Raw genomic sequence first — 24,804 nt, 5'->3', positions numbered from 1 at the left:
GTTGCAAAAAGAGCACTTGCCGACGACGGCGGAACAGGTGATCGCCAAATACCACAGCACGCTCAGGCGGGAACAGACGCTGGATCCGAATGCGGAAGTTTTCATATTTAAAACCTTTGCAAGGACTGTCGAGGGTTGGCTTCCCCAAGACAAAGGAGCCCCCATCCTGGAGATTGGATGCGGAGAAGGCACATTCCAAAGATACCTGCAATCCAAGGGGTATCGGAACCTGTACGCCTTTGACCTGTCGTCCGAAAACGTGCACATCTGTCACCAGCGGGGACTCAGACATGTCTGCCGTCATGACGCTTTGCAAGTGTTTGATTATCCCGGTCCGGAACAGGGCTGGGAGATGATTGTGTGTATCGACCTGTTGGAGCACCTGCCAAAGAGTGAACTCTGCCGGTTTATCACGGCCGTCCGGCATAGGTTGCGTCCCTCGGGGAGCGTCATTTTTCAGACACCGAACATGGCTTCCGTGGTAGGGCTCTACCACCGCTACAATGACTTGACCCATGAGGTGGGTTTTACCGAAAAAAGCGTCTGTGATCTGTTGATCGCGTCCGGTTTCCCTCCGGAATCCATCGAAGTGAGGCCTGCATGGAGCGCCGCCACATGGCAGGGCAGATTGCGAGAGATGTACCTGACTGCCCTGCACCGCCTAATCTATTTAGCCGATGGGCAGGCGACTCCGAAGATACCGACACGGAACCTTCTGGTAAGGGCTACACCGCTGACGGAAGAAACATCTGGGGAGGACCGGCTGTGAAAGCGCTGATGATCACCCTATGCGCCTACTCCCGAACGGGTGGTATGGAGCGGTTCAATCAGCGGATCATCCGTTCCCTCTCGGAGATGGACGGTGTGCAGGCGCAGGTGTTCTCCCTCTGGGATGACAACTGCTCGTCAGACCTGGGCGGGCATGTAACCTACGCGGGATTTCGTTCTGATAAATTGCGGTTTCTCCTGCGCTTTGCCGGCGCGTTGCTGTCTTTTCGACCTGATGCGGTCCTTGTCCAGCATGTCCTCTTCGCTTGGTTGCATCCCTTGATCCGCCTCCTCTGTCCGAACGCGGAGATCCTGCTCTTTGTTCACGGGACCGAGGTCTGGCAGAGACCATCGCCACTGTTTCGCCGGCTGGTGGCGCTGGTTGATCGGGTTGTCTCTGTCAGCCGATTTACCACGGAAAAGATGGTCGATGCCTACGACATCCCGGAGTCCCGCTTCGCGCTGTTGCAAAACGTCTTTGAACTCCGGGAGTTCCCTACAGACAAGCCACTTGATCTCCGGGAAAGGTTTCCCCAACTGTTCCAGGTGAACCAATCGGCAGTGAAGCATCGCCTTCTGACAGTGACACGGCTGTCTGGTCGATATAAGGGAGAAAGGGAGACGATCATGGCGTTGCCGGCGATCCTGCGTCTTTTTCCCGACACCCATTATTACATCGTTGGCAATGGTCCTCTGGCCGACCCCCTCGGTGATCTGACCAGGCAGGTGTCTGTGGCGGAGCATGTTCACTTTCTCGGCGCTGTGACCGATGAGGAACTGGCGAAAATCTACGCCGCCTGCGACATTTTTGTTATGCCGTCAAAAGGGGAAGGGTTCGGCATCGTCTACCTAGAGGCCGCCGCTCACCGGTTACCATCAGTGGCAGGAAATGTAGATGGAAGTGTGGAGGCTGTTGTGGACGGTGAGACAGGACTGCTCGTCGATCCCGATGATGTTCCAGCGATCGCGAATACCATCATTGAACTCTTGCAGGATCCTGAGAAACGGTTGCAGATGGGAGAAAAGGGATACCGGCGCGTCATCGAATCCTTTTCCCACAAACGGTTCCACAGGACATTCGAGAGTATCCTCTGTTCACGGGGGGCATCGACGAATGCGCATTCTCGTCATTCACAATCAGTACCGTGAAGCGGGAGGAGAGGATCAGTCGACCCGGGCCGAAGTGGAACTGCTGCGGCGATTCGGTCATGAGGTCCGGTTGCTCGAACGTTCTAACCGGGAGATCGACGGCTATGGTTGGTGGCAAATGATCCGGCTCTTCTATCGGTCTGCCTGGAACGAAGATGCAGTGCAGGAAGTGCGGCAGGCCGTTCAAGACTGGAAGGCAGATATTGTCCATGTTCATAATTTTTTCCCCCTCTTTTCACCGGCGATCCATATCGGCGCGCAGCAGGCTGGAGCGGCGACGGTGCAGCACCTCCGTAACTTTCGTCTTATTTGTATCAACGGTGTGTTGCGCTGCAAGGGAGCACGCTGTGAGCGATGCCTTGGGAAGTCGCCTGTAAGGGGGGTCATCCATCGCTGTTACCGCCATTCCTTCCTCGCATCCGCTGCAGTGGCCCATATGCTGCAGGTCCACCGGTGTCGCCGCCTCTGGCGCGAGGCAGTGGATGCCTTTATCGTCATGGGAGAGCATTCGCGACAAATCTTCGTCGCCGGCGGTATCCCGGCCGATCGTCTCTATGTGAAACCGAATTTTGTCGATAAACGCGATCAGGAAGAGGCTGATATCACAGAAGGGGAAGGGGCGCTGTATGTCGGACGGCTGTCGGAAGAAAAAGGCGTGGGCATATTGATTGAAGCCTGGCGTCATTTCGATGGCTGGCGCGGCGGCGACCACTCGTTGACCGTCATCGGCGACGGTCCGCTCCGGACTGCGTTAGAACAGGCTGCGCGCGGATTGCCCGTCATCTTTACCGGCGTCTTGCCATTGGATCAGGTGATGGAGAGGATGAAGAAAAGCCGGCTCGTTATCGTACCTTCCACCTGCCACGAGACCTTTGGTCGGACGGTTGTAGAAGCCTACGCCTGCGGGAGGCCGGTGGTGGCGACCCGCCTGGGGAATTTGCCTGACATCGTCGCCGACGGCATTACCGGATTTCTGGTTGAGCCGGAGAACGCGGCTGATCTGGCGGAAAAAACGAAGCGCCTGCTTGAAGACAGCGCACTGGCTCGCCGGATGGGCAGCGCCGCCCATAATGAGTACCGGCAGCGGTTTACTGCAGAAAAGAATTACCACGCCTTGATGGCGATTTATCAGGATGCGCTGGCTAGGCTGAAAATCTTGGCTACGCCGTGGCGATCGATCCTAGGCATTCGCGTCGATGGTATCAACGCTGAACCGGCTGTCCGGAAGATCCTCGACTGGGCGGAAAAAGGGGAATCCCGCTATGTATGCGCCGCCACCGTCCATATGATCATGGAAGCCTTTGATGACAAGGCATACCGGGATGTCTTACACGGCGCCGATCTGGTCGTTCCTGATGGGATGCCACTCGCCTGGATGCTGAAAGCGGAAGGGCTTTCCCGACAGCGCCGGGTCTATGGCCCCGATCTTACCGTAGCGCTTTGCCAGGCAGCCGAGCAAGAGCGGATCCCTGTCGCCTTTTACGGCAGTTCTCCCGAAACGCTTCAGCGCCTGATGGAGAACATGCGCCGCCGATTCCCTTCGTTGCTGATCGCCCATGCCAGTTCGCCGCCTTTTTCGCCGACCCTTGATCAGGATCTCTCTGATGTTCCCGAATTAGCGGCTTCCGGCGCCCGCATTTTATTCGTCGGCCTCGGGTGTCCTAAGCAGGAACGCTGGATGGCGCGTCGCAAAGGACACTTGCCTGCGGTGATGGTGGGGGTAGGCGCCGCTTTTGATTTCCATGCCGGCACACTCCGCCAAGCGCCGCCATGGGTGCAGCAGCTCGGAATGGAGTGGTTTTTTCGCCTGCTGATGGAGCCCACGCGTCTGTGGAAGCGGTATCTGAAACACAACCCCCGTTTTATGTATTATGCTTTCCTCCAACTGACTAGGTTGAAGCGATGGCTCATACATGACCCAGACCCTTTATCTACAACAAAGCAGGAATCTTCCCGTTGTATAACGAAGTGATAAGACGGTTTGCACGATACTCTCATAAGGAGGCAAATCCGTGACCGTTGTTGGGGATGAATACGAAATTTTTATCAAAAAGGTACATGCCAAAAGCGGATTGGATCTGTCCAATTACAAGCGCCCGCAGATGGAACGACGAATCCGGACATTGGCGCGGTCGCAAGGCGCCAATGACCTGCTCAGTTATTTCACCCTGATCGACCGCGACGCCGAGCAGTACCGCAAGTTCATCGATCACCTTACAATCAATGTGTCGGAATTTTTACGCAACCCCGGCCAGTGGGAAATCTTAACCACAAAAATCCTACCCATGCTGCTGAAGGAGAACCCCGTTTTGAAGGTTTGGTCGGCTGGCTGTTCCACCGGGGAAGAGCCCTACAGCCTGGCCATGACGTTGCTGGAATCACGCTGCGACATGCGCAATAAGGTACTCGCCAGCGACTTGGACACGGAGGTGCTCCGCAAAGCCCAGATCGGCATCTATTCAGACAAATCGCTGGCCAACGTCTCGCCGCAAATGGTATCCAGATACTTCGAGCCCCAGGGCAGCGGCTTCCACAGGGTAAGAGATGATCTGAAACGCCATATCCGGTTCCAGCAGCAGAACCTGCTGAAGGATAACTTCGAATCTGGCTTTGACCTGATCCTCTGCCGCAATGTGGTCATCTACTTCACGGAAGAAACAAAGAGTCTCCTCTACAAGCGATTTTACAATGCCCTGCGCAAGGGGGGCATCCTCTTCACCGGATCGACAGAGCAGATTTTTCAGGCAAGGGAACTGGGCTTTGGCACGGCGGCCACCTTCTTCTATCAGAAACTGTAGCATAGGGGGCATTTTGCGTGGACAGCAGCATATTTGATACTATTTGGACGGCCATCGCTATCGTCGGTGTCTATCTCGGTTTCGGGTACGCCTTTTGGTACTGGATGCGCGCCGACAAAACGGTAGACCGTCAGTGGAAAGAAGCGAAACAGCATTATAAAGGTCTATTTTACATGGGTTGGCCCTTTGTCCTCATCGGTGTCCTCCTCGCCGGCGCCAAATCGAAGGTCACCAACAAGTGACTTGAGAATGGCAAGGAAAAAGCCCCATCGTCCACGGTCCGGGGGGCCGGAGGGCGATGGGGCTTTTTCTAAAATCCCCTTATGAACGACCGGTATAATGAGGGAACCGCCGGGAATGATCCAATCACGGACCTTTTTGAAAAAGGAGTCGAACCTGATGCCCATCTTTCGACTAGGCTCGCTTGTTCCACAGATCGACCCGGACAGTTTCATCGCTCCGAGCGCCATCGTGGGCGGCGATGTCATTGTCAAAAAAGGCGCTAGTCTCTGGTTTCATGTGGTTGCCCGTGGCGATGTGGGCCAGCCGATCATCGTCGGAGAGAATTCCAACATCCAGGATAACACGGTGTTGCACACCGACGCCTTTCATCCCACCGAAATCGGCGATTGGGTCACCATCGGTCATGGCGCTATCATACACAGCGCCCGCGTGGGTGATCACTGCCTCATCGGCATGGGCGCCGTTCTCCTCGACGGCGCCGTCATCGGCGAACACTCCGTCGTCGGCGCTCATGCCCTCGTGCCGCCGGGCAAAGAGTTCCCCCCGTACAGCCTGATCGTCGGCAGCCCGGCTAAAGTGGCACGGACCCTGACATCCGAGGAGGTGGAGCGGTTCAAGGGGAACGCCCGCCGCTACGTTGCCCTTTGGCAGGAACAATACAAGCAGGGTTTTCATTGGATCACGCCGCCCGGAAGTCTGTTCCCGCAAGAGGGAGATTAGAGAGGGAGACTAGCGCTGGCTGCGCGTCGGCGCCCAGACCATTGTCCCGTTCGCAGTCCCGGGGAGTTTTGCCTCAGGACCGGCCAGGAGAAAAACGCGCACGGGGCGTCTGCCGAAACTGACGGCCGATTCATGGTCGGGCAGGAAGAAGTCCATGCGCCGCCCCCGGATCTTGCCGCCGATGTCCTGGGCCTCAAAGACCCGACCAAAACCGGGCACATAGATTTTCGTCCCCAAAGGGATCACATCGGGGTCGACGGCCACTGTATACCAGGGGATCGCTTTCTGTCCTGTTTTGGTGATGCCGTCACTTTTCCCGCAGCATTGGACACAGGCGTCATAAGCAGAGGCGTCGACCTCCATCGGGGCCGACAGGCGGTATCCGTTCATGGCCAACTGAGCCATCGTTCTCAGGGGCACCTCATCGAAAGAGGGGGCTTCCTTCTCGCCTGTTCCTGGGGCGGCTTGCGCCGCAACGGGGTGGACAAAGATCGCCGCAGCCAGCAGGGAAAGCAGGAACCAACGGGTACAAATGACACATCATCTCCTGCAACATAATGGATTCTCTGACCGGTATTTCAGCAAGCTGCATCATTAGGGTATCACCGCGGCGCTCTTTTATACGCAAATCCGGGAAAAGGGAAAAATGCGGAAAAGAGGAACCGCTAAAAAAAGAACCGAATGGAGATAATAAGGACGAATCCTGCCGCGCCTCCAGGGGAAACTGGAGGTGACGCTGTTTTGGGGATGTCCGGCCGCTTACCTACGGTGTCCGGCCTCGATGTGGCCAGGGTTCTTTCTCGCGACGGGTTCACGCCGGTCCGGCAAAAGGGGAGCCACCTCCGGCTTGTGAAGGCAGGAGCGGGAGAACTTTTCGCCGTTACCGTCCCGGGAAACCAGAAAGACCTGAAAAAAGGCACCCTGATGGGCATCTTGCAACAAGCCGGCCTCAGCAAAGACGAGTTTCTGGAACTTCTCTCGGCTTGACGGCCCCTGATTGACGCCGCAGTCAGGGAAGTGGGAGGCGCGGCAGGTTCTTTTTGGACAGCAGGAAAAACATGCCGCCGGGTCGAAAGAGGTCCTGCGGCATTTTCGCATGCAGGAGGACTGGACATGCCGGATCATGATCAGGTTATCTTCGCCCTCGACATCGGCACACGAAGTGTCGTCGGGATCGTCGCCCATGAGGCGGAAGATGGATTGGAAATCGTACATACCGCCATGGAAGAACATCGCCAGCGGGCCATGCTCGATGGTCAGATCCATGATGTCGTTCAGGTGACCCAGGTGGTGCGCCGGATTAAGGAACGCCTGGAATCGCAGTTGGAGCACCCCCTCAGAGAGGTCTCTGTCGCTGCGGCCGGACGGTCGCTGAAAACATCGCGGGGCCGGGCCGGGCGCAAATCGACGTCCCTTCAGGAATATACGCCGGAAGATATCCTCGGATTGGAACTGGCGGCGTTGCAACAGGCCCAAAAGGAATTAAAGAGCGCCGGCGGCGACGCCGTTCGCGACTACCACTGTGTCGGCTACAGCGTCGTCAACCATTATCTTGAAGGTCAACCCATCGGCAATCTGGTCGGCCAGCGGGGGTTAGCGGCGGAAATCGAGGTCATCGGCACCTTCCTGCCCCGGGTGGTCGTCGATTCCATGTTTTCCGTGCTTCAGCGGGCAGGGCTGGAAATGAAAAGCCTTACCTTGGAGCCGATCGCCGCCATCAATGTGGTCATCCCCCCAAACATGCGCCAATTGAACCTGACCCTTGTCGATATCGGCGCAGGGACCTCTGACATCGCCATCACATCCGGCGGTTCCGTAATCGCCTATGACATGGTGCCTGTCGCGGGCGACGAAATCACGGAACAGATCTGCCAAAAATACCTACTCGAGTTTGGAGAAGGCGAGCGGATTAAGCGGGAACTGCAGTCCCTGGTGCAGAGCGCGCCGGGACGGGAGGTGTCCGACCTGGAAGGCAAGCAGGTCTGTGCCTGCGATGTCCTCGGCTTCGAACAGGAGTTGAACGTCCGTGACGTACTGGCTTCGCTGGAGCCGACGGTGGAACACCTGGCCTGCCAAATCGCCGATAAGATCATCACCCTCAACGGCAAACCGCCCCAAGCGGTCATCCTTGTTGGCGGCGGTTCCCTGACACCGTTGCTGCCGGCTCGGTTGGCCCAGGCCCTCGGCCTGCCCCGTGATCGTGTCGGCGTCCGCGGCCGCGAAAGCCTCCGCGATCTGACAGGCAACCTGGAAAACATGAAGGGCCCCGAATTCGTCACTCCTGTCGGGATCGCCGTCACCTCGATCAAGCACCAGACCCTCGGCTTTTATGAGGTCTCCGTCAACGATCAGCCGGTGCGGCTCTTCAATATGCAGTTGGGCACCGTCGGTGACGCCCTCCTGGCAGCCGGCGTCAGCCTCCGGCATATTCACGGTCTGCCGGGTCTCGCCATGACAGTGGAGGTCAACGGCCAGGTAAAAATCCTCAGGGGAACCCTTGGCGAACCGGCCCGGATCACCGTCAACGGTGAACCGTCGAAACTCGACCGCTTCGTCCGGGCTGGGGATCAGATCCGCTTTGAAGCGGCCCGCAAAGGCGCTGACGGCGGCGGGCGGATCGGAGACCTGGCGCCTACCTTGACGCCCCTTGATCTGGTGATCAACGGCCAGCCGGTCCATATCGATCCCCCTGTGACCATGAATGGAAAAAAAGCCACCTTGGACACCCCGTTGGAAGACGGCGCCCGGATCCGCTACCTCCACCTTGATACGCTGGCCCAAGTGCTTGACGCCGTCGGCGATCTGGAGGCGCTGCGGACAGCCCATTCCATCCGTTATGTCCTCAACGGCGTCGAAAAACTCGTTCCTGTTTCGCTGCCAGAGGCGCGGATAAACGGACGGGCGGTCAGCCTGGACAGCCCCGTCAAAACAGGCGATCACATCGATATCCGCCCATCCAGGGTGACGGGGTTGCAATTAAAGGAGATCGTGGACCTGAAGCAGTGGGAAGGCCAACCGATCCATGTGACCGTCAACGATGCCGAGTGGTCTTTTCCCGGACAAGCGCCATCCTTCTCCCTCAATAACCAGCCGGCTACAGGGGAAGAACAGGTCAACGACGGAGATAACATCGTCGTCAAGGCCGGTCGTTCAGCCGACCTGATCCTCTCGGAACTGCTGGCGATGATCAACTTCGATCCTACGCCTCCGGAGGGTAAGAACAAACTGGACATCCGTGTCAACGGTTTTCCCGCCGACTACGCCACGCCCATTCCAGACCACGGCCGCGTCGAATTGATCTGGCGGTAAATACTGGTTAAAATCCCCTCCCGCAGGCAATGCTACCGGCAGGAGGGGATTTTTTGATGCAATCCTTTATTTTGCGCCTCTTTGCGGTCATACTTCCCGTCTACCTGTTCTTGTCCGTGATCTGGCCGGGCGGGCCTGGCCAGGCCTATCTGCTGGCCATGCTGGCTGCCATCCTTGTCTGGCCTTTCGTCCGCCAGATCTGGCCGCTTTTCAAGCAGCCGGACGTATTGGTGGAGCAAGCGGCGCCGCCATCCCTGACCATGGGGGAGGGAAGTGGTGAGAGCGCAAATGAGCTTCCCCGGTTGAAAGGGCTGATCATCCGCCTGCTCACCGTCAGCCTGTGTCTGATGTTCCTCGGTTGGTGGTGGAACATGCCCGGTTATTACGGGTTTATTGCGGTCTTTAACCTGATCCTCGCCGGACTGTTGCTATCGAGGTCCTACGGCTTGGGCGCGTCACGGCGAATCTAGTCATTTCATAATGTCATTCCCGTAGGATAAGCAACAGTACACAGCGAATGGAAATTCAAACAAAAAAAGAACCCGGGGCAAAATGCTCCAGGTTTAACGAAGGATAGGGAGAGAAAGCCGAGGAACGGCATATCGTTCTACTGTGTAGCATTATAGATAGATCTGTGGATTCACAGGGGTCAGCGCTCGATCACCCTTCAACACGGCAATGACGTTTTTGGCAGCGATTTCGGCCATCGCGGTGCGTGTTTCTACGGTGGCGTTCCCCAGATGGGGGCAAAGCACCACATTGTCCAATTGTTCAAGACCCGGCGTGATTTTTGGTTCAAACTCATAGACATCGAGGGCCGCACCGGCGATGGTTTTGTTGCGAAGCGCTTCGAGCAGGGCAGATTCTTCGACCAGCGGACCCCGGGCGGCGTTGATCAGGAACGCCGTCGGTTTCATCATATGAAGCTCCCTAGCACCGATCATGTGACGCATCGAGGGATTGTAGCTGACATGGAAGGTCAGAAAATCGGACTGTTTGAGGACATCTTCCAGTGGCAGGTATTCGGCGTTGAATTCCCTTTCCAGTTCAGGACTGAGGCGATTCCTGGTGTAGTAAATCACCTTCATGTCAAAACCCTTGGCTCGCTTGGCGACGGCCTTGCCGATGTTGCCCATGCCGATGATGCCGAGCGTCTTGCCCGTCACTTCCGTGCCGAGATGGTAGAGGGGCGCCCAGCCGGTGAAGCGGCCTGCCCGCGTATTTTTGTCGCCTTCCACGATCCGGCGGGCGATCGACAGGATCAAACCCCAGGTCAGTTCAGCCGTCGCGTCGGTGGAGACGGCAGGCGTGTTTGTGACGGGAATCCTGCGGGCCGTCGCAGCGGCCACATCAATATTGTTGAAACCGGCCCCGTAGTTGGCGATGACCTTCAGGTTTGGCGCCGCACGGATGATTTCGGCGTCAATATTATCCGACAGGAGGGCGAGCAAGGCATCCTTGTCTTTCACCCCCTCAAGGATTTCCTCCTTTGAGAGGAGGCGAAGATCGTCATGCATGGTTACATCGAACGGTTGAGAGAGCATTTCGTAGGCGATGGCAGGAATTTTTCCCGAGATGAACACCTTCTGTTTCATAACCGGCGTCGCTCCTTATCTTGGTAATGTCAATGGGTTGCTTGGTTTGAGCAATTCCTTGTCGCATCGTTATATGATCTTTTAATCACATTCTAGTCCATGATATCATAAATGCAAATAACATTTTTACGAATTGAATCGATGCCTCTCACATAATACATATCTCCCAGCCATCGATCCGCAAAACGATCAAAATCCTGGAAGAGGAATTGGCGTTGCCCTTTTTAGCCTTTAGGAAAGAACGGCGTGAGTGAAGAGGAAGACAGGGTGAGCGAGAAGGAAGAACCGTTGAGTGCGTCGAAATCGAAAATACTATATACATACCGCTTCCCATTTTTCATATAGAAAGGGCGTTTTCCATGAAAGTGCAAGTAAAACGACTGCATCCCGAGGCGATGATTCCTGAAAGGCAGACGAGACTGGCTAGCGGATTTGACCTGCATATGCTTGATGCCGTTCTCCCGGAAAACGCCGGCGATCCCTATTACGATCATTTTGAGGCCATTCGGATCTTCCCTGGGGAGCGCATCCTGGTCCGGACAGGCATCGCCATCCAGATGGGGGAAGGGATGGAGGCCCAGGTTCGACCCCGCAGCGGGCTGGCTTTACGGCATGGCATCACCCTGCTGAACAGCCCCGGCACCGTGGATGCCGACTATACCGGCGATGTGGGCGTCATCCTGATCAATCTTGGCGACAAGCATGTGGATATACGGAAAAAGGATCGAGTGGCCCAACTGGTTTTTCAACCGGTCTTCCACCAGGTGGAACTGGAAGAGAAAGAAAGCCTGGATGAGACGGAACGCGGCGGTGGCGGCTTCGGGCATACGGGAGTAAGTACGCAACCGTAAGAGCTATCTATCATTTTTTATGGTCTTGTCTATGGAACTAATGGAACCGCGTCACCATCACCAGTTCCCTTTGCGCCTTTTGCATCGCCTCATTGGAACAACCCGCCTTCACCACAATCAACCGGTCGTCGGTAAACATCCCAAAGCGTATGTAGTCGTGTCTCGTCCGTCTCACTTCCAGTTCCACATACCCGAAATCGAGGATCTTATAGCCGGTTGATTCACTGTAATCGCGAACGAGAAGCCAGAACAAATCCCGTGAAGCCATATAGACTCTCCTCTCACGCCAGGATTTGTCTTGGGCGGAACGGTCTAACTGGCGCATCTTGTCACCATTGTAACTTGATGACAGAACCTTTCCAAGAGAGTCCCGTTAACGTTATGTTAACTTTGAACAGTTCCTTGCTCGTTTATCTGACATCACCGTTGTATAATATTTGTTCAATCAATGAACCGTAAATAATGAAGCCTATTGTTGACATTAAATGCGATTGAAATTACAATTTGTTGTATGGGAGAAACGGTGCGAGGGTTAGCGAATGCAGATAACGGACGTGCAAATCACGCGAGTACAGTTGGATAAAATCAAAGCGATCGCGTCGATTACACTGGATGATGCATTGATCATCAATGGGATCAAGGTAATCGAGGGGCCGGAGGGGCTGGCTGTGGAGATGCCTCGACGCAAGCCCTTCACGGAGGGGATCCGTTACACGGCCCATCCGACCAACAAAGAAGCCTGGGAGTACGTGACCCGGACAGTCATCAACGCTTTTCAAAAAATGGAGTACATACAAGCATAATGCGCCATCCCACCGGTCCGGCGAAAGACAAAGAGGAAGGTGTGCGCCGATGAGAATCACAGATGTGCAGATCCGGAAGCTTTTCGATGACAGCGAAATGAAAGCCGTCGCATCCATGACGATTGATGATATGTTTGTCATTCATGACATCAAGGTCGTTGAAGGGGAGAGGGGGATCTATGTCTCTCTGCCCCCCATCGCGCAGCCCGTCTCGCCCCAGGCAAACTCGACGATTGCCGAGGCCGTGCTCCGGACCTATCAGAGCGCCTTGGCTGATGAAGAAATGTCGCTAGAACAGTAGACGAGCCAACACAAAATCTATACAAAGATTGATAAAAATCAGCATAAGCATGTTGACTCTGTCTAAAAATGTTGTAAAATTGTGATTATACAAACGCTTTAGGGGGTGCGAGGATGAACATCACGGACGTCAAGATCCGGAAAGTGAACCTGGAAAACACAGTGAAAGCCATCGTCTCTGTCACCATTGGCGACGAATTTGTCATTCACGACATCAAGGTTGTGGAAACGCCGAAAGGGATCTTTGTCGCCATGCCGAGCCGGAAAACACCGGACGGCAAGTACCGTGACATCGCTCATCCCATTTCCCAGGAAGTCCGCGCCATCCTTTCCCAAGCGGTTCTCGAGGCTTTTCAATCGGCAGCCGGTGAGAAAGAGCAGGCAGCTGTATGAGGCCCCTGATATAACAGAAGAAAAAAAAGATACCCAGACCGGGGCGGTCTGGGTTTTTCTATAGGCTCATTTGCTTTGGAGCGATTTAAATGAAATTTTTTTTGAACAAATACGTTAAATGGAATAGAAAAGGGAATGATATTCCTGGAAAATAAGAACGGAAGTGGTGAAGGATTCTTGTTGAACCGTCAGCAGGAGATACGAAAAGAGCGGGAAGCCGACCAACTGGCCGCATTGACAGGAACGCTCGTCGCCTGTGAAAAAACAGCCAAACGAATCCAAGACTTTATCGACGAGGTCAAAGAGGCCGGCATTAAGACGCCGGTAGAGGTATACAAACTTCTGGAAGAAGAGATCGACACATTGAAAGCCCTAGCGAAGGAATTCGAAGCGGATATTGAAAAAATGAAGCAATCCTGAAGCGATCAACGGGGCCGGTAGGGCGGCCAGGGCGCATAGGGGGGGCGTGGCCATGGGTAGGGCGGCCGGGGAGGATAGGGCGGATAAAAAATCGGCGGACGCGGAAAAATCGGATAAGGCGGGTAATAGGGCGGATAGGATGGGTAGTACGGCGGGTAATAGGGTGGATAGTATGAATAGGGTGGATAGGGCGGAAAAAACCCAGTGGTTCGACGCGGCGGCTGCTGTTGTGTTTGGCAAGACAAAAATGCAGAGTTCGGCAACCGATTTGTGCAGGGGCACTTTGCCAACATCTTGGCTAGTTTTTCTTTGTGCTTAGGGCATGTCGTAGGCGGTAACTCTCACCGGCAAAGGTCAGGATGTGGGCATGATGGACTAGCCTGTCGACGAGAGCTGCCGTAAGTCGTGTATCCCCAAAGATGCTGTTCCATTGACCAAACTCCAAGTTTGACGTGACGATCACGCTCTGCTGTTCGTAGCAATCGGCCACGACATGGAAGAGGAGTTCGGCGCCGGTTTGATGGAAGGGCACGTAGCCCAACTCATCAAGAATGAGTAATTCGCACTTCATCAGTTCTTGCCGGAAACGCTGGAGCCGCCCCTCGGCGTGCTTCTGTTGGAGCAGGCTGACCAAGTCGGCCACCCGGTAAAATCTCACCGGTTTTCCCTGCCGGCAGGCCTCGATGCCCAGCGCGATCGACAGGTGCGTTTTGCCGGTTCCGACGGCGCCAAGCATCAACACGTTTTCTTTCCGGGAGAGAAAGTCCAGTCCCATCAGCTTTTCGGGCGTACAGTTCCCCGGAAAGGTGAGTAATGTTCCAAGGTCTTCAGTTGGGGGAACCCAGCTTGGTGGATGAGACGTTTGAGTTTGGCATCCAACCTCCCGATGGTCTCCGCCCGCAGGATCTGTAAGAGAAAGTCCATGGAATCAGTATTCGGGGTAACGGTAGACAAGGCCTCCGGAATATGAGCCAACCGGAGTCTTCGGCACAGGTGCTGGAGTTCTTCGTTCATCGTGCTTCACCCCCCAAAGCGGCCAGGCGGTTATAGGCCTGCAAGTCTGGAGCTCTGCCAATCATTTCTGCCGGTGTGTAGGGCTCCGCAAAGGGGATGGGGCGAAACTCCGGGTGTCGGTTTTTATAGAGTCGGTGCTCTATCCGTTCCGGTGAAAGGGAGTCCAGGGATTCGGAGTCAGCGGCCTCGGCCCCCAATGCCGCGGCGATATCGCAAAGGGTGTAGCGCTCCAGCCACTGGCGCACGCTGCTGATATGCTTTTTTCGCTCGATGAGATCGGAAGCAGACAGAAACGCTCTTACTGGTGGGGGCATCATTCCGGCGAAATAGGAATGGGTCACCGCGCGGGGACGGCGTTTAAATCCATCCAGAACCGCTTTCCAGTCAATCTCTATCGACTTTTGCATGTACGGGCGCGGAAACTGCGCCAACCGTCGATGAAGAGAATCCAGCACATCGATGGTGTCCCAAGAAATTTTCAGCCATACGGTGTCCCCCGGCCGGCTTTGGGGAATCGGGAGTGTGGCGGCTTCAAAGCGAACCTCGCCGTAGTTGTTCACCATGGCTTGTTCGAGGCGGAAGACCTCGTAGGGCTCGTCTGGCAGACGAAGCAGCTTCGATTGTTCCTCTTCCCAGAGGCTTTCGATAGAGATGCTTTTTGCGTAGTGACTCCGTTGCCGATCCGCCAGCGCCCGTTCGGCCAGTTCCTTGACCAACCCATCATGGGACTCGAAGACGGGCGGCGGGACGCACCAGTTGCGGCGCCCATAACCGACCTTGTTTTCTACGTGGCCTTTCTCGTTGCCGCTGGCCGGATTGCAAAACACGGGCTCGAATCGGTAGTGGGCGCTGAACCGCAAGAATGCGTTGGTGCATTGTCGCTTCCCATGGGATTCCACAGCCACGACCGCCGCCGACAAGTTATCGAACCAAATCCGGCGGGGAACACCGCCCATCTGCTCAAAAAGCCGCTTCATGCCTTCGAGGAAGCATTCCTGGTTCTCTTTGGGCACCGGGTAGGCAAAGGCGGCGTTGCTGTATGGGAACGAGGCGAAGAGGACCTTGTATTCCTTCAACTGATTGTCCTGGCTCACCTGGATGGTTCCAAAATCGACTTGTGCCTCTCCCCCAGGGTGCTCCAATCGCTCGTAGCGTTGCGCTCGTTCCAGTTGCAGTTGCTTGCGGCGCTTGCTGACATAGTTGCGAACTGTGCGATCGCTTCCGGTAAATCCGTGCTCGTTTTTCAGCCGGTTGTATATCCGGGCGGCGGTATGCCGTTGTTTTCGGGTCAGTCTCTCGTCCTCAATAAGCCAGGTATCGATGATCTCCACATAGTGTTCCATCACGGGATGCTTATGTACAGGAGCCTTGATCGTTGGGTTCCAGTTGTCCCGGTCAGCATATTTCTTTGCCGTTCGCCAGTTTACTTGAACCCGATCCGCGATTTCTTGAATCGAACACCCTTCCTGTTCGCGTAAAAACTTGATAAACTGTTGCTGCGGCATTTGTAACATCCTTTCCTACCCCTCCATCCGATCTGCACAAATCGAAGGTAAGGGGTTGATTGGATGTTGGCAAGTGCCCTTTTTATTCCGGCAACCCGGTTCTGCACTTTTCGGTTGCCGTTTTATGCACTTTTATTATGCCGAAAACAGCTGTTGACTCATCATTTATCCCTCCTCTCTCAACGGTGCTGATGATTGAACATAGACAGGCAACCCGATTTTGTCGTAGCCTACTGTGCTGCAGGCGCTCGGTCCACAGCAGTATATTCTGTCGGAAGCGGCGGGGTGACGAAGGGGATGGCATGAAAAAAACAGCTCGGCAATAGCCGGGCTGTTTCATTGTAACCTGCATGGATAAGGCACAAGTAAGCTACTTAGAGATCGTAAGCTTGGGGATGTCAACGTGATCGACGACGGTACCGGTCTGATCGTACCGGAGTTCGAAATATACAATTCCGTTGGCGCCTTCAAGCTCACTGGAAAGATGCATCGTTAGTTGGGTTTCCTTCAGGTTGTCCAGGTTGCCCCGGATTTCGACATAGGAATCAGCGTTTTTCGAAAAGGCTTTGAAATACGGAGGGGACAGGAGAGCCGCGATCTTTTCTTTGATTCCAACATAAGGAAATGAGCGACACCGCGATGTCCGCCGTCCTGTTCAGTGGAACCCAGAGACAACCCTATGCGTCAGTACTGTGAAGGATTGCCCAACTGCCCTGACAAAACCGTTATCAAAGGGTATTTCATCTGTATGGGTGTTCGATTGTTGAAAAGAGGTTATGTGTATGAAAAAGATCATTTCAATACTGACCGTCGCCTTTCTTTTTATATTCGGCCAAACCGACTCGGCAGACGCCATCACGGGGAAGAGCGATAGCATCGATCGGCAACAGGTAATAGATTTGTTGCGAAGCGAGGGTATCGATGGAACATATCTCGAAGATCATTATTCGTTAACCTATCGAATCTTCAATATTGATTCGGACGAGCGACCGGAGCTTCTGGTGGCGATTCATGGAGGCGTCCACATTGGCAAATTCATTGTATTTAAACAAACAAAAGAGAACAAGCTCAAGTCGATAGCTGCAAAGGATTGGAAGGTAGAAAACTGGGACTTTGACAAAGGGATTGATGGCGGACTGGATTTGGCGAATTCTCTTCAATGTAACGGCAAAACGCTGTATTGGATCAAAACGAGAACCGGCGGCACAGGAGCTTCTATAGAAGAAGAACATTTAGTGTACTTCGAGAATGATGCGCTCGTGGAGGCATGGACAGGTACTACGAAAGAACAAGTCTATGCGCCAGATGACACCGTTTACGAAAAAACAGGCGCTTTTCGTATGGATCCCATGACAGGGCATTTGTATTACTGGCAAACATCCTCTACCGCGAAAGATGACAGGCGAATAGAAACACCGAAAACAACGCTGACCATTTATCAATTTGACGGTAAACGCTTTATCCCTGTTGAGAACCTCATAGGGGGGAGGTAATGGGCATCCTTCGTAAGGCTTTTCTGACAATTTCCCTTGCCGCGATCAGCTTGCTGAGCGTTGGCTGCGAACCGGGGGATCGATGGGGGGAGCATTCGGGGCATCACTCGGTACTTGCCGCGCAAATGGAGAAGGGTACTGTTCCCTTTCATGACGTCACCAGGATATTGATTCTTGATTCACAAGAGTTAACGAGGACCGATCTTACCCATCAAGACGAAATCATCGACTTCTTACAGACCTATCGCCGGTATAACCTGCGTGGGTGGGTCCCTGTATACACGACCGGTTGCCGTTATTCGATTACTTTCTATGCTGGTGAGAATGGTTCACTCACCGTAGGTTTGGGCGGCAACCGCTCGTTGATTTCAGACAATACCCACTACTTGGCCGGTGATTTACAACCGAATATCGATAGAGAAATCGAAATGATCCAGATCGTCAATAAATTGTACCAATCTGAACCGGATGCCAAAATCGTGGACAGGGTGGTAAACGTAAAAAACGGCGATGTCATCCTGGCCTTTTCAGACGAGAGCTCTAGAGCGAATGTTACGGTTCTCTCGAAATACCACGGAGGTTCTTACGTCGGATTGGATGTCGATAATACATTTCGTTTTCAGGAGGCCCCCTTTATCCAGTGGGTAGAGGATAACAAGTTCTCCATCCCGTTGGTCAGAGAGGCGACCGGGGAAACTGTCCTTTTTACTATCTCCTATGCGTTTGAACCCGGGTATCAAAACTATACGATAGAATCAAATTGAGTGGAAATGGGCATTTGAAGGTAAAAAACCGGCGTCAGCGCGAAGCTTTTGCCGGTTCGAATAGTCGTAGTCTCGTGACGGAAAGGGGAGAGGAAGTATGTATGCTTATCTCGCCATGATCTTCCTGGGTTGGCCGGCCATCATCTGCTCCTTAGGGCTTTGGGGGTACGGGATAGTGAAACAGCGTCCGGTAATCATCCTTATCAGCGCGGTCCTTATGGCGCCGCCGGCCTGGTATCTGAGCCACTACAATGCGGTTCTCACGAAATTGATGTTTATGATTCCCGTGGTTCAAGTCATGACGACCTTAGGCGTCCGGCGAATCACATCCTCATAACGTACAGCATATGATCGTATCATAAGGTTATGAGGGGAATGAATCACATGTGTTATTATGGCAAAAATGCGTATCAATGCCCTTACTTCGCTAACATACCTATGTACCCTGCTTATTATCTGAACCAGCATCCTGTCCAGTATCTTCCTTATGCTGAAGAAGCGAAAGCTTATCCGCCCATCAATTTAAGGGACTACGGAAAAGAACCCTTTGTTGTAAACATCGAAGAAGCGACGAAGCAAAACAATACTTTCCGCATCGCTTTATGGACAGGAAACCATTTACAGCTTACCTTGATGAGTATCAATGTCGGCGATGACATAGGCTTGGAAATTCACCCCAATACAGATCAATTCATACGTATTGAAGAAGGTCAAGGACTTATCCAAATGGGTGACAGAAAGGAAAGATTAGATTTTCAAGCATATGTTCGTGATGATTTCGCATTCATCATACCTGCTGGCAAATGGCACAATCTGATTAACACAGGAAATATACCGCTTAAATTGTACTCTATCTACGCTCCACCTCAACACCCCTATGGCACAGTCCATGTAACAAAAGCAGATGCCCTAGCTGCGGAATAAACCAGCCATCTACACAGTCCGTCACCCCGACGGGCTGTTTTCATTCCTCCGTACTACACCGGTTGGGAGCAGGTAAACTACACGTGATATTCTAACTCGTCGATAGTGGATTCCAATATGGATATGGTTTTTCGTATCTTTTTTCCTCTTTCATTATCTTTGCTTGCATCTTCACTGTTTTTTAATTCATTTATCATCGCCTTGAGTTGCTTAACGACTTGTAACATATCAGAGCCTCCTTAGAATGTATCGACTAGGATTCGCCGGGCGTAGGCCGACCTGTCACCGTTTATCTCCCCGTACTCTAGAATGTAATCATTGCCTCGTTTACTTCAGGTGATTGAAACTTTTTACTCATAGAACGAATTACAGGCGCCGGAACTTTCCGCTCTCGAGCCGCATTTCTGGCTATCGCGGTTTCCAATGAGGTTTTTACCCAGTGCAATGTGGCCAGGCGATTTCGTTTGTAGTCGTGAAGGGAACGACAGTGGGACTACAAGAAAGCCCGCCGTTTTGAGGCGAGCTTTCTTAAAAGCTAAAATACTACCAGCGATTGCGGGGTTGGGGCTGGAAGCAGTCCCGGCAGTATACGGGCTTATCGCCACGCGGTTGGAAGGGTACTGTGGTTTCCTTGCCGCAACCGGAACAGGTGGCAGGAAACATTTCTCGTTCTTGCCGATAGCCACCACGATTATCGCTACGGTTGTTGTTCTGAGCTTTACGAGCCGCTCGGCATTTGGGGCAACGTCCCGGTTCGTTAGTGAAGCCCTTTTCTGCGAAAAATTCTTGTTCAGAAGCGGTAAAGTCAAACTCACTACTGCATTCTTTACAAGTTAGTGTTTTGTCCTGAAACATCCACAACCTCCTCGTTGATTAGCCTGCTCAGGTAATCCGTCAAACCTCATGAAGGTCGGACGAGAGACAAGAAGTGTCTTTCCTGATCAGGGCAATATGCTCTAGTTTACGCAGGACATAGGAATCTTAGACCTACATAAGTATGGACGCCGATTATTCCATAGAAACAGCCTTGGTCACTTCCAAGTTCTTCAGGATGTGCTGCAACTCTTGAAAAGAGATTTCCCATTTGGAATACCTTCTTTTGGCGACTTGTTCAGGAGAAGTGAACCTTTTATATGCGACGAACGCAAGTAAAAATGGTAAGGCCACTGCGAATAGCAAAACAGTTACAATAAGTGGATCCATGGGTATCCGCCTTTCGGTTAACGATTTTTCAATATTATAACAAATTTTAAGGCGGTTAGCTATTGGCAGCAGTTACGCCGAAGAACGTAATCGAATGGCTGTACACCAGTGGCGTACCGTCGAGCAGCATAGAACTGGCGCCAATTAGTACCTTTCGAGGTGTTTGATCGGATGAAGTACAAACAGCATGTTCAACTGCTCCCTAAGTGGCGAAAGAAGTACGGTGATGACTATATCTGTCGGGAGTGGGGGCTGTCGAGGTATGGGTTTGGGGTTATTTTGGAGGTGTTGAGGTTAAAAAGTAAATAAAAAAATTTGTGAAAATTCAATCTCGCTGAAAAAGGGTATTGAGTACGTGTGTTGAAAACTTAAGTATTACTAAAATGATGACGTTATTATTTTTGGTTTTGGCCTTCCATATATTTGTACAATGGACTTTCTAGATATGTTATCAATCATTAAAAAACACTTAAATACTAAAGGTAGATTTTACATTAGTTTTATGGATAGAAATAAAGAAGGTTTTGAAAAAACGAGTTTTAGTGGAGATAATCCGATATATTTGTATTACCATCCAAAGGAAGAAATCTTACATATCCTCAATAATCGAGAATTCACCTTATTAGATTCATATGACCTCGATTATGTCGAACAAGACGGAACAATTACTAAAGATATAGTCTATATTATGGAAAATAACTAACCTCTTTTTGCCCAAGAGGAACGATGCCTTGTTAGAACTATGTATGGAATTCGCTTAAAATGATAACTAAGAGGGAAGAGGTGCTATTATTTGAAGAAATTTTTATATCCAGTGATTCTTCTTTTGATAATCGTCGGACTTTCTTTGGTGAAATATTATGTAGATTTACAAGAAGACAAGTCCGTTATTGAAAATTGCTTACATGACCGATACAGCTATCTGAATGGTGATTTTCAAGTGAAGTATAAAGGATACGATATTAAGGGACCGTTCTATGTTGTCGGCGAAAATTCAAATCATGTTAAGTTTACGCTATATATGTCTCAAAAGACATACATTACAGAAAATTTCTTGGAACAATTGTATACCGCCCAATTCAATAAGGAATACCCGGACCTGTTTAAAAGTGCCGAGATGATAACGGTTCAACCCGAAATCACTCCTTTCGTAAGCAATTTGAAAAGCAAGCGATATCCCGCCAATTATAAGGAAGATATAAATCAACACTATATAATGGCACGCTTTACCGTTTCGGCTAATGACTCTCGTACGTTTGCAAACCACGTACTAAAGTTTTTGGAAGAAACAAAAGTAATTAATGCACAATTCAAAGGTGTTCGGTATCTCTTTATAGGACCGAAAATGGAGTTGATTGTTGATCGAAATTATGCAGATGAAAAAGGTATAATTCCCGCATCTACAGAAGAAATTCTACAACGAATGACCACAAAGTAGTTGTCTGATCCCGCTGACCCGCATATGTTATGGAGCCGGCGACAGGACTTGAACCCGCAACCTACTGATTACAAGTCAGTTAAATACCGGAAGTGCGGTCAAGTTAAGTTTGTGAGATGGGTGAAGTTACGTTAAGTTCAAGATTATCGGCGGCCGGAACGGCCGGACGTAATGAAAGATCGCCTGGATTACGCGGTTCCCGCCAAGGTTCACGGATGGGGGAGGCAGCGTAGCCAGGCGATTTTCGTTTGTAGTAGAGGGGGAACTACAGTGGGCTACAGGGGTTGAGGGGGTGAGGAGGTAGGTGAAAAAGTTCCTAGCTATATATACTTAATACTGGAACTTAAAGATCTAACCACAAGAGGAATGCTCGCCATTGCCGTGGGTAATCCAACTCTGTGTAAGACTATTTTAGACATTTCAAGTGAGTCAACAGTCTTTTGATTAGTTGCTACTTCCATAACTGAATTATGTAATTGTCGAAGGTGCTTGATTCCATCTGAAATTATAGTATCAACTAAATTACCTACCCGTGGTTCATCCCAGGACGAAAGTAAAATACTTCTATTTTTTAATCGCTGTAATTTCTCAATAGATTCGATTAAAACCAACGGATCATCATAAATAGGCATATCCCCAGGTAACGGTATAACATCACCAGAAAATAAGATATCTTCGTAGTCTAACGACATGGAGATTGATCCTCTTGAGTGCCCAGGTGTATGAATAACATGTAATCTTAGCCCTTCTTCTAAATTTATTTCTTCGCCGTGTTCAACGGTTTTATCAACGGGTACCGAACCGCCCACTAAGGAAGAAAAGCCGGGTACTGGACGATCCGCAAATTGTTTTTCGGTGTTCTCTATCCAGTCCTTTTCATTCTCGTGAGCAATGATTGTACATCCTGAAAAGTCCCTTATAGATTTAGCTGCACCAATGTGATCTGGGTGGGAATGTGTTAAGGTTAAAGATGCTATGTCTTCCGGGTTTCTTCCCTTTTGACGAATATAATCAAAAATTAACTTTTCAGAAGAAGATACACCTGAGTCTACTAAGTGAATTTTCGACCCAAAAATAATAAAACAATAAACAAAGCGTTCAAGTTTTTTACCCGAATCAATTGTAATGTTAAATGGAATTTTTAATGCGTGAACATGTTTTGAAACTTGCATAGTTCCCTCCTTGATTATTCCTAAGCCTAACGAAAACAAAGAAGAACTCTTCTTCCAGTAACAAAGGTAGATATTTGCCTCTAGCCATGAATCTTTTTCAAAAGCCACGCCATGTTTCGACCAAGATTCTTCATATTGGACATACCTTCTTGGTCTTGCTCGACGTCACCAATATCTCTCCCATAAACCATGTTCCAGTAAGTTGAACCGACGAGGAACATCTCTTTGCTGTGTAGAAAATGATGTAGCGTATCAACGGCACTGATCGCTCCGCCGCGTCGGACAGCGGTCACACCTGCACCAACCTTATATTTCAATAGACCTCTGTTGCTCGCCAAAACGATGCTGGCTCTGTCAATTAAAGCTTTTATTTGAGACGTAACCCCGGCGGAATAAACAGGGGAACCAAGAATAATTCCATCTGCGGTAACCATTTTTTCTAGGCAATCGTTGAAGAAGTCGTCGTCCATGACACATCTTTTATTTTTTTGAATCATGCAACCACCGCAAGCAGTACAGCCTTTTATCGGATGATCGGCTAATTGGATTAGCTCGGTTTCGATTCCTTGCTGATTTAGTTCGTCAAATATTGTTTGAATTAAGATGGCCGTATTCCCGTTTCTCCGGGGACTTCCGTTAATACCTATTACTTTCACGTACTCCATCTCCAGACGTAGCAAATTTGTTGTTATTGAAGTTTTCTTTCCCCGACAGAAATATCCTTTATATTGCCATGGAAATGATAAATTGACTGAAATGATCACCTAAAAACCCCCACATCCCACATAAGGCCGCTGTAATGGCCCACGTCCGAGGTGATTCCCGTTATGGTATGAACGATATAGCTAAACGCTTTATAGGCCACACAGGGCTTTCTGTGGGGGTGAAGTACGGCCGTCATCCACACAGTCCGTCCCCCAACGGGCTGTTTTTCTTTTCCCCCTCACGGACAGAACTTCCAGTTGCTAGTAAATCCACCTGGAGATATAGTTACAACGACCCAAACACATAGACGCTGAAAGGACGTAAGCCAACAATGAACAAGCATCTCCAACGAGTGATCACAGAAATGGTTGCCAGTCTGATCCGGCAGAAGAACGACATTAAGGACTTCCCGGACGTGGATAGACGGTCCAAAGTATCGAACGGTTAGTAGCAGGGGAGAGGTACGATCAGAAAAACCTCATCATTTCGACGAGGCTTGGTAAGATGATTAGCCAGAGGAATTTGTCCACCGTGTTTCATCGACTGTTGGACAAGGCGAGAGTGCCGAAGACCAACCTGCATTCTCTACGCCATACCTACGCTACCCGGCTATTGGAGTTAGGCGTACATCCAAAGACGGTGCAGGAACTGCTAGGACACGGAAGCATCAGAATTACGCTATACTTATAGCGACGTCTTGCCTGACGTCAAAAAACAGGCGATAGGGAAGTTGGAGGGAATGCTAAGTCCAAGGAAGTAGTGGAAGCTAGTTTAGAATGTTTATTCTGTTTCAACTTTTTGTACTTCAGCTTTTTCAACCTTATCATCTTTGTTCAAACTAAATTCATTTCTTGGTTTTCTCCATGTTAAAATAAAATAAGATATACTCGTAATTGCAGTAGTAACCATAGCAATCAAGCCCATTAGCGTATGAAAAGAAAAGCTTTGTGTTAATTTTGTAATTTGAACTAGTGCCAATAGACTTGATAGGAAACCCACTAGTCCGTAAATAAAAAGCCAGAAAAACTTCTTCAAATTTGTCGCCCCCGTAAATTATTTAGGTCACTAACACAGCCTATGAGGGCGATTTTTTATTATGACACATGACTCTTAGATTCTTCTACGGAATGCAGGCTAAATCGTTAGACCTGAAATCTAAAATCAAATCACCCCACAAACGCAAAAAACCGCCGTCAGCCCAAAGCTTCCGTCGGTTCCGATTGCGTACCGGACCATT

At 51.1% G+C, this 24,804-nt stretch carries 31 protein-coding genes; 19 read left to right on the top strand and 12 right to left on the bottom strand.

Features of this window, described 5'->3' with window-relative positions; all coding sequences use genetic code 11:
- Position 1: 1 nt before the first annotated feature.
- From GTO91_RS03520 to GTO91_RS03495, 6 genes are all read left to right on the top strand, one after another.
- Entirely contained in the window at positions 2–769 is a 768-nt protein-coding gene (locus tag GTO91_RS03520; RefSeq protein WP_161254897.1) for a class I SAM-dependent methyltransferase, read from the top strand.
- Positions 766–1,917, top strand: coding sequence for a glycosyltransferase family 4 protein (locus GTO91_RS03515; RefSeq protein ID WP_161254895.1), 1,152 nt, complete (start codon positions 766–768; stop codon positions 1,915–1,917). The genes GTO91_RS03520 and GTO91_RS03515 overlap by 4 nt, the downstream gene beginning before the upstream one ends.
- Positions 1,883–3,889: a WecB/TagA/CpsF family glycosyltransferase gene (locus tag GTO91_RS03510; protein WP_161254892.1), complete on the top strand. Its 2,007-nt coding sequence runs from the start codon at positions 1,883–1,885 to the stop codon at positions 3,887–3,889. Before GTO91_RS03515 ends, GTO91_RS03510 begins: the two co-directional genes overlap by 35 nt.
- A gap of 40 nt (positions 3,890–3,929) precedes the next feature.
- The gene (locus tag GTO91_RS03505) at positions 3,930–4,715 is read left to right on the top strand and encodes a CheR family methyltransferase (RefSeq protein ID WP_161254889.1); all 786 of its coding nucleotides are present in this window, start codon (positions 3,930–3,932) and stop codon (positions 4,713–4,715) included.
- Between the two features lie 17 nt (positions 4,716–4,732).
- Positions 4,733–4,957: a hypothetical protein gene (locus tag GTO91_RS03500; RefSeq protein WP_161254886.1), complete on the top strand. Its 225-nt coding sequence runs from the start codon at positions 4,733–4,735 to the stop codon at positions 4,955–4,957.
- Positions 4,958–5,114: 157 nt separating this feature from the next.
- A complete protein-coding gene (locus tag GTO91_RS03495; RefSeq protein WP_161254883.1) occupies positions 5,115–5,678 on the top strand; it encodes a gamma carbonic anhydrase family protein in 564 nt (187 codons plus the stop codon).
- Between the two features lie 9 nt (positions 5,679–5,687).
- Here the strand turns inward: GTO91_RS03495 and GTO91_RS03490 are convergent, their stop codons facing one another.
- Positions 5,688–6,083: a 3D domain-containing protein gene (locus tag GTO91_RS03490; RefSeq protein WP_161254881.1), complete on the bottom strand. Its 396-nt coding sequence runs from the start codon at positions 6,081–6,083 to the stop codon at positions 5,688–5,690.
- Between the two features lie 342 nt (positions 6,084–6,425).
- Between GTO91_RS03490 and GTO91_RS03485 the strand changes: the two genes are divergently transcribed.
- The 3 genes from GTO91_RS03485 to GTO91_RS03475 all read left to right on the top strand — a co-directional run bounded on the left by GTO91_RS03485 (position 6,426) and on the right by GTO91_RS03475 (position 9,457).
- A complete protein-coding gene (locus tag GTO91_RS03485) occupies positions 6,426–6,665 on the top strand; it encodes a type II toxin-antitoxin system HicA family toxin (RefSeq protein ID WP_161255094.1) in 240 nt (79 codons plus the stop codon).
- 126 nt (positions 6,666–6,791) lie between these two features.
- A complete protein-coding gene (locus tag GTO91_RS03480) occupies positions 6,792–8,987 on the top strand; it encodes a cell division protein FtsA (RefSeq protein WP_161254879.1) in 2,196 nt (731 codons plus the stop codon).
- A gap of 56 nt (positions 8,988–9,043) precedes the next feature.
- Positions 9,044–9,457, top strand: coding sequence for a hypothetical protein (locus tag GTO91_RS03475; RefSeq protein ID WP_161254875.1), 414 nt, complete (start codon positions 9,044–9,046; stop codon positions 9,455–9,457).
- A 150-nt stretch (positions 9,458–9,607) separates the two neighbouring features.
- Here GTO91_RS03475 and GTO91_RS03470 read toward each other — a convergent pair whose 3' ends face one another.
- Positions 9,608–10,582 (bottom strand): 2-hydroxyacid dehydrogenase family protein, encoded by a 975-nt coding sequence (locus tag GTO91_RS03470; RefSeq protein ID WP_161254872.1) that lies wholly within the window; start codon positions 10,580–10,582, stop codon positions 9,608–9,610.
- Positions 10,583–10,941: 359 nt separating this feature from the next.
- On the opposite strand from GTO91_RS03470, the gene dut reads away from it, so the two are divergent.
- Positions 10,942–11,433: a dUTP diphosphatase gene (dut, locus tag GTO91_RS03465; protein ID WP_161254869.1), complete on the top strand. Its 492-nt coding sequence runs from the start codon at positions 10,942–10,944 to the stop codon at positions 11,431–11,433.
- 37 nt (positions 11,434–11,470) lie between these two features.
- Here the strand turns inward: dut and GTO91_RS03460 are convergent, their stop codons facing one another.
- Positions 11,471–11,701: a hypothetical protein gene (locus tag GTO91_RS03460; RefSeq protein ID WP_161254866.1), complete on the bottom strand. Its 231-nt coding sequence runs from the start codon at positions 11,699–11,701 to the stop codon at positions 11,471–11,473.
- 271 nt (positions 11,702–11,972) lie between these two features.
- Between GTO91_RS03460 and GTO91_RS03455 the strand changes: the two genes are divergently transcribed.
- The 4 genes from GTO91_RS03455 to GTO91_RS03440 all read left to right on the top strand — a co-directional run bounded on the left by GTO91_RS03455 (position 11,973) and on the right by GTO91_RS03440 (position 13,349).
- Complete coding sequence (locus GTO91_RS03455) at positions 11,973–12,236, top strand: SpoVG family protein (RefSeq protein WP_161254863.1); 264 nt, start codon at positions 11,973–11,975, stop codon at positions 12,234–12,236.
- 49 nt (positions 12,237–12,285) lie between these two features.
- The gene (locus tag GTO91_RS03450; protein WP_161254860.1) at positions 12,286–12,537 is read left to right on the top strand and encodes a SpoVG family protein; all 252 of its coding nucleotides are present in this window, start codon (positions 12,286–12,288) and stop codon (positions 12,535–12,537) included.
- A 113-nt stretch (positions 12,538–12,650) separates the two neighbouring features.
- Positions 12,651–12,929: a septation regulator SpoVG gene (gene spoVG / locus GTO91_RS03445; protein ID WP_161254856.1), complete on the top strand. Its 279-nt coding sequence runs from the start codon at positions 12,651–12,653 to the stop codon at positions 12,927–12,929.
- A 180-nt stretch (positions 12,930–13,109) separates the two neighbouring features.
- Positions 13,110–13,349 carry a hypothetical protein gene (locus GTO91_RS03440; RefSeq protein ID WP_161254853.1) on the top strand — a complete coding sequence of 80 codons (240 nt, stop codon included), beginning with the start codon at positions 13,110–13,112 and terminating at the stop codon, positions 13,347–13,349.
- A 298-nt stretch (positions 13,350–13,647) separates the two neighbouring features.
- Here the strand turns inward: GTO91_RS03440 and istB are convergent, their stop codons facing one another.
- From istB to istA, 3 genes are read right to left on the bottom strand one after another with little or no spacing between them, the layout of a single operon-like run.
- Entirely contained in the window at positions 13,648–14,124 is a 477-nt protein-coding gene (gene istB, locus GTO91_RS03435) for an IS21-like element helper ATPase IstB (RefSeq protein ID WP_235918968.1), read from the bottom strand.
- Positions 14,124–14,363 carry a P-loop NTPase family protein gene (locus tag GTO91_RS17955; RefSeq protein WP_235918966.1) on the bottom strand — a complete coding sequence of 80 codons (240 nt, stop codon included), beginning with the start codon at positions 14,361–14,363 and terminating at the stop codon, positions 14,124–14,126. Before GTO91_RS17955 ends, istB begins: the two co-directional genes overlap by 1 nt.
- Entirely contained in the window at positions 14,360–15,877 is a 1,518-nt protein-coding gene (gene istA / locus GTO91_RS03430) for an IS21 family transposase (RefSeq protein ID WP_161254850.1), read from the bottom strand. Before istA ends, GTO91_RS17955 begins: the two co-directional genes overlap by 4 nt.
- A gap of 773 nt (positions 15,878–16,650) precedes the next feature.
- On the opposite strand from istA, the gene GTO91_RS03425 reads away from it, so the two are divergent.
- From GTO91_RS03425 to GTO91_RS03415, 3 genes are all read left to right on the top strand, one after another.
- The gene (locus GTO91_RS03425; protein ID WP_161254847.1) at positions 16,651–17,361 is read left to right on the top strand and encodes a hypothetical protein; all 711 of its coding nucleotides are present in this window, start codon (positions 16,651–16,653) and stop codon (positions 17,359–17,361) included.
- Positions 17,361–18,125, top strand: coding sequence for a hypothetical protein (locus tag GTO91_RS03420; RefSeq protein ID WP_161254844.1), 765 nt, complete (start codon positions 17,361–17,363; stop codon positions 18,123–18,125). The genes GTO91_RS03425 and GTO91_RS03420 overlap by 1 nt, the downstream gene beginning before the upstream one ends.
- Positions 18,126–18,509: 384 nt before the next feature.
- A complete protein-coding gene (locus GTO91_RS03415; RefSeq protein WP_235918964.1) occupies positions 18,510–19,049 on the top strand; it encodes a cupin domain-containing protein in 540 nt (179 codons plus the stop codon).
- 77 nt (positions 19,050–19,126) lie between these two features.
- On the opposite strand, the gene GTO91_RS03410 is transcribed toward GTO91_RS03415, so the two are convergent.
- From GTO91_RS03410 to GTO91_RS03400, 3 genes are all read right to left on the bottom strand, one after another.
- The gene (locus tag GTO91_RS03410; protein WP_161254838.1) at positions 19,127–19,276 is read right to left on the bottom strand and encodes a hypothetical protein; all 150 of its coding nucleotides are present in this window, start codon (positions 19,274–19,276) and stop codon (positions 19,127–19,129) included.
- 316 nt (positions 19,277–19,592) lie between these two features.
- Positions 19,593–19,904, bottom strand: coding sequence for a zinc-ribbon domain containing protein (locus GTO91_RS03405; RefSeq protein WP_161254836.1), 312 nt, complete (start codon positions 19,902–19,904; stop codon positions 19,593–19,595).
- Between the two features lie 153 nt (positions 19,905–20,057).
- Positions 20,058–20,252, bottom strand: a complete 195-nt coding sequence (locus tag GTO91_RS03400; protein ID WP_161254833.1) for a hypothetical protein — start codon at positions 20,250–20,252, stop codon at positions 20,058–20,060.
- Positions 20,253–21,045: 793 nt separating this feature from the next.
- Between GTO91_RS03400 and GTO91_RS03395 the strand changes: the two genes are divergently transcribed.
- Positions 21,046–21,690 (top strand): hypothetical protein, encoded by a 645-nt coding sequence (locus GTO91_RS03395; protein WP_161254830.1) that lies wholly within the window; start codon positions 21,046–21,048, stop codon positions 21,688–21,690.
- Between the two features lie 320 nt (positions 21,691–22,010).
- Here the strand turns inward: GTO91_RS03395 and GTO91_RS03390 are convergent, their stop codons facing one another.
- Both GTO91_RS03390 and GTO91_RS03385 read right to left on the bottom strand, forming a co-directional pair.
- Positions 22,011–22,862, bottom strand: a complete 852-nt coding sequence (locus GTO91_RS03390; RefSeq protein ID WP_161254827.1) for an MBL fold metallo-hydrolase — start codon at positions 22,860–22,862, stop codon at positions 22,011–22,013.
- A gap of 80 nt (positions 22,863–22,942) precedes the next feature.
- Positions 22,943–23,518 (bottom strand): flavodoxin family protein, encoded by a 576-nt coding sequence (locus GTO91_RS03385; RefSeq protein WP_161255090.1) that lies wholly within the window; start codon positions 23,516–23,518, stop codon positions 22,943–22,945.
- A gap of 553 nt (positions 23,519–24,071) precedes the next feature.
- Between GTO91_RS03385 and GTO91_RS18765 the strand changes: the two genes are divergently transcribed.
- A complete protein-coding gene (locus tag GTO91_RS18765; protein ID WP_407929513.1) occupies positions 24,072–24,257 on the top strand; it encodes a tyrosine-type recombinase/integrase in 186 nt (61 codons plus the stop codon).
- A gap of 90 nt (positions 24,258–24,347) precedes the next feature.
- Here GTO91_RS18765 and GTO91_RS03375 read toward each other — a convergent pair whose 3' ends face one another.
- Complete coding sequence (locus tag GTO91_RS03375; protein WP_161254825.1) at positions 24,348–24,602, bottom strand: hypothetical protein; 255 nt, start codon at positions 24,600–24,602, stop codon at positions 24,348–24,350.
- Positions 24,603–24,804: the final 202 nt, after the last annotated feature.

It is taken from the genome of Heliomicrobium undosum (assembly GCF_009877425.1).
GTDB classification, from domain to species: domain Bacteria; phylum Bacillota; class Desulfitobacteriia; order Heliobacteriales; family Heliobacteriaceae; genus Heliomicrobium; species Heliomicrobium undosum.
Note: the sequence above shows the minus strand (reverse complement) of the source record. Positions and strands in the feature narration are given on the sequence as shown.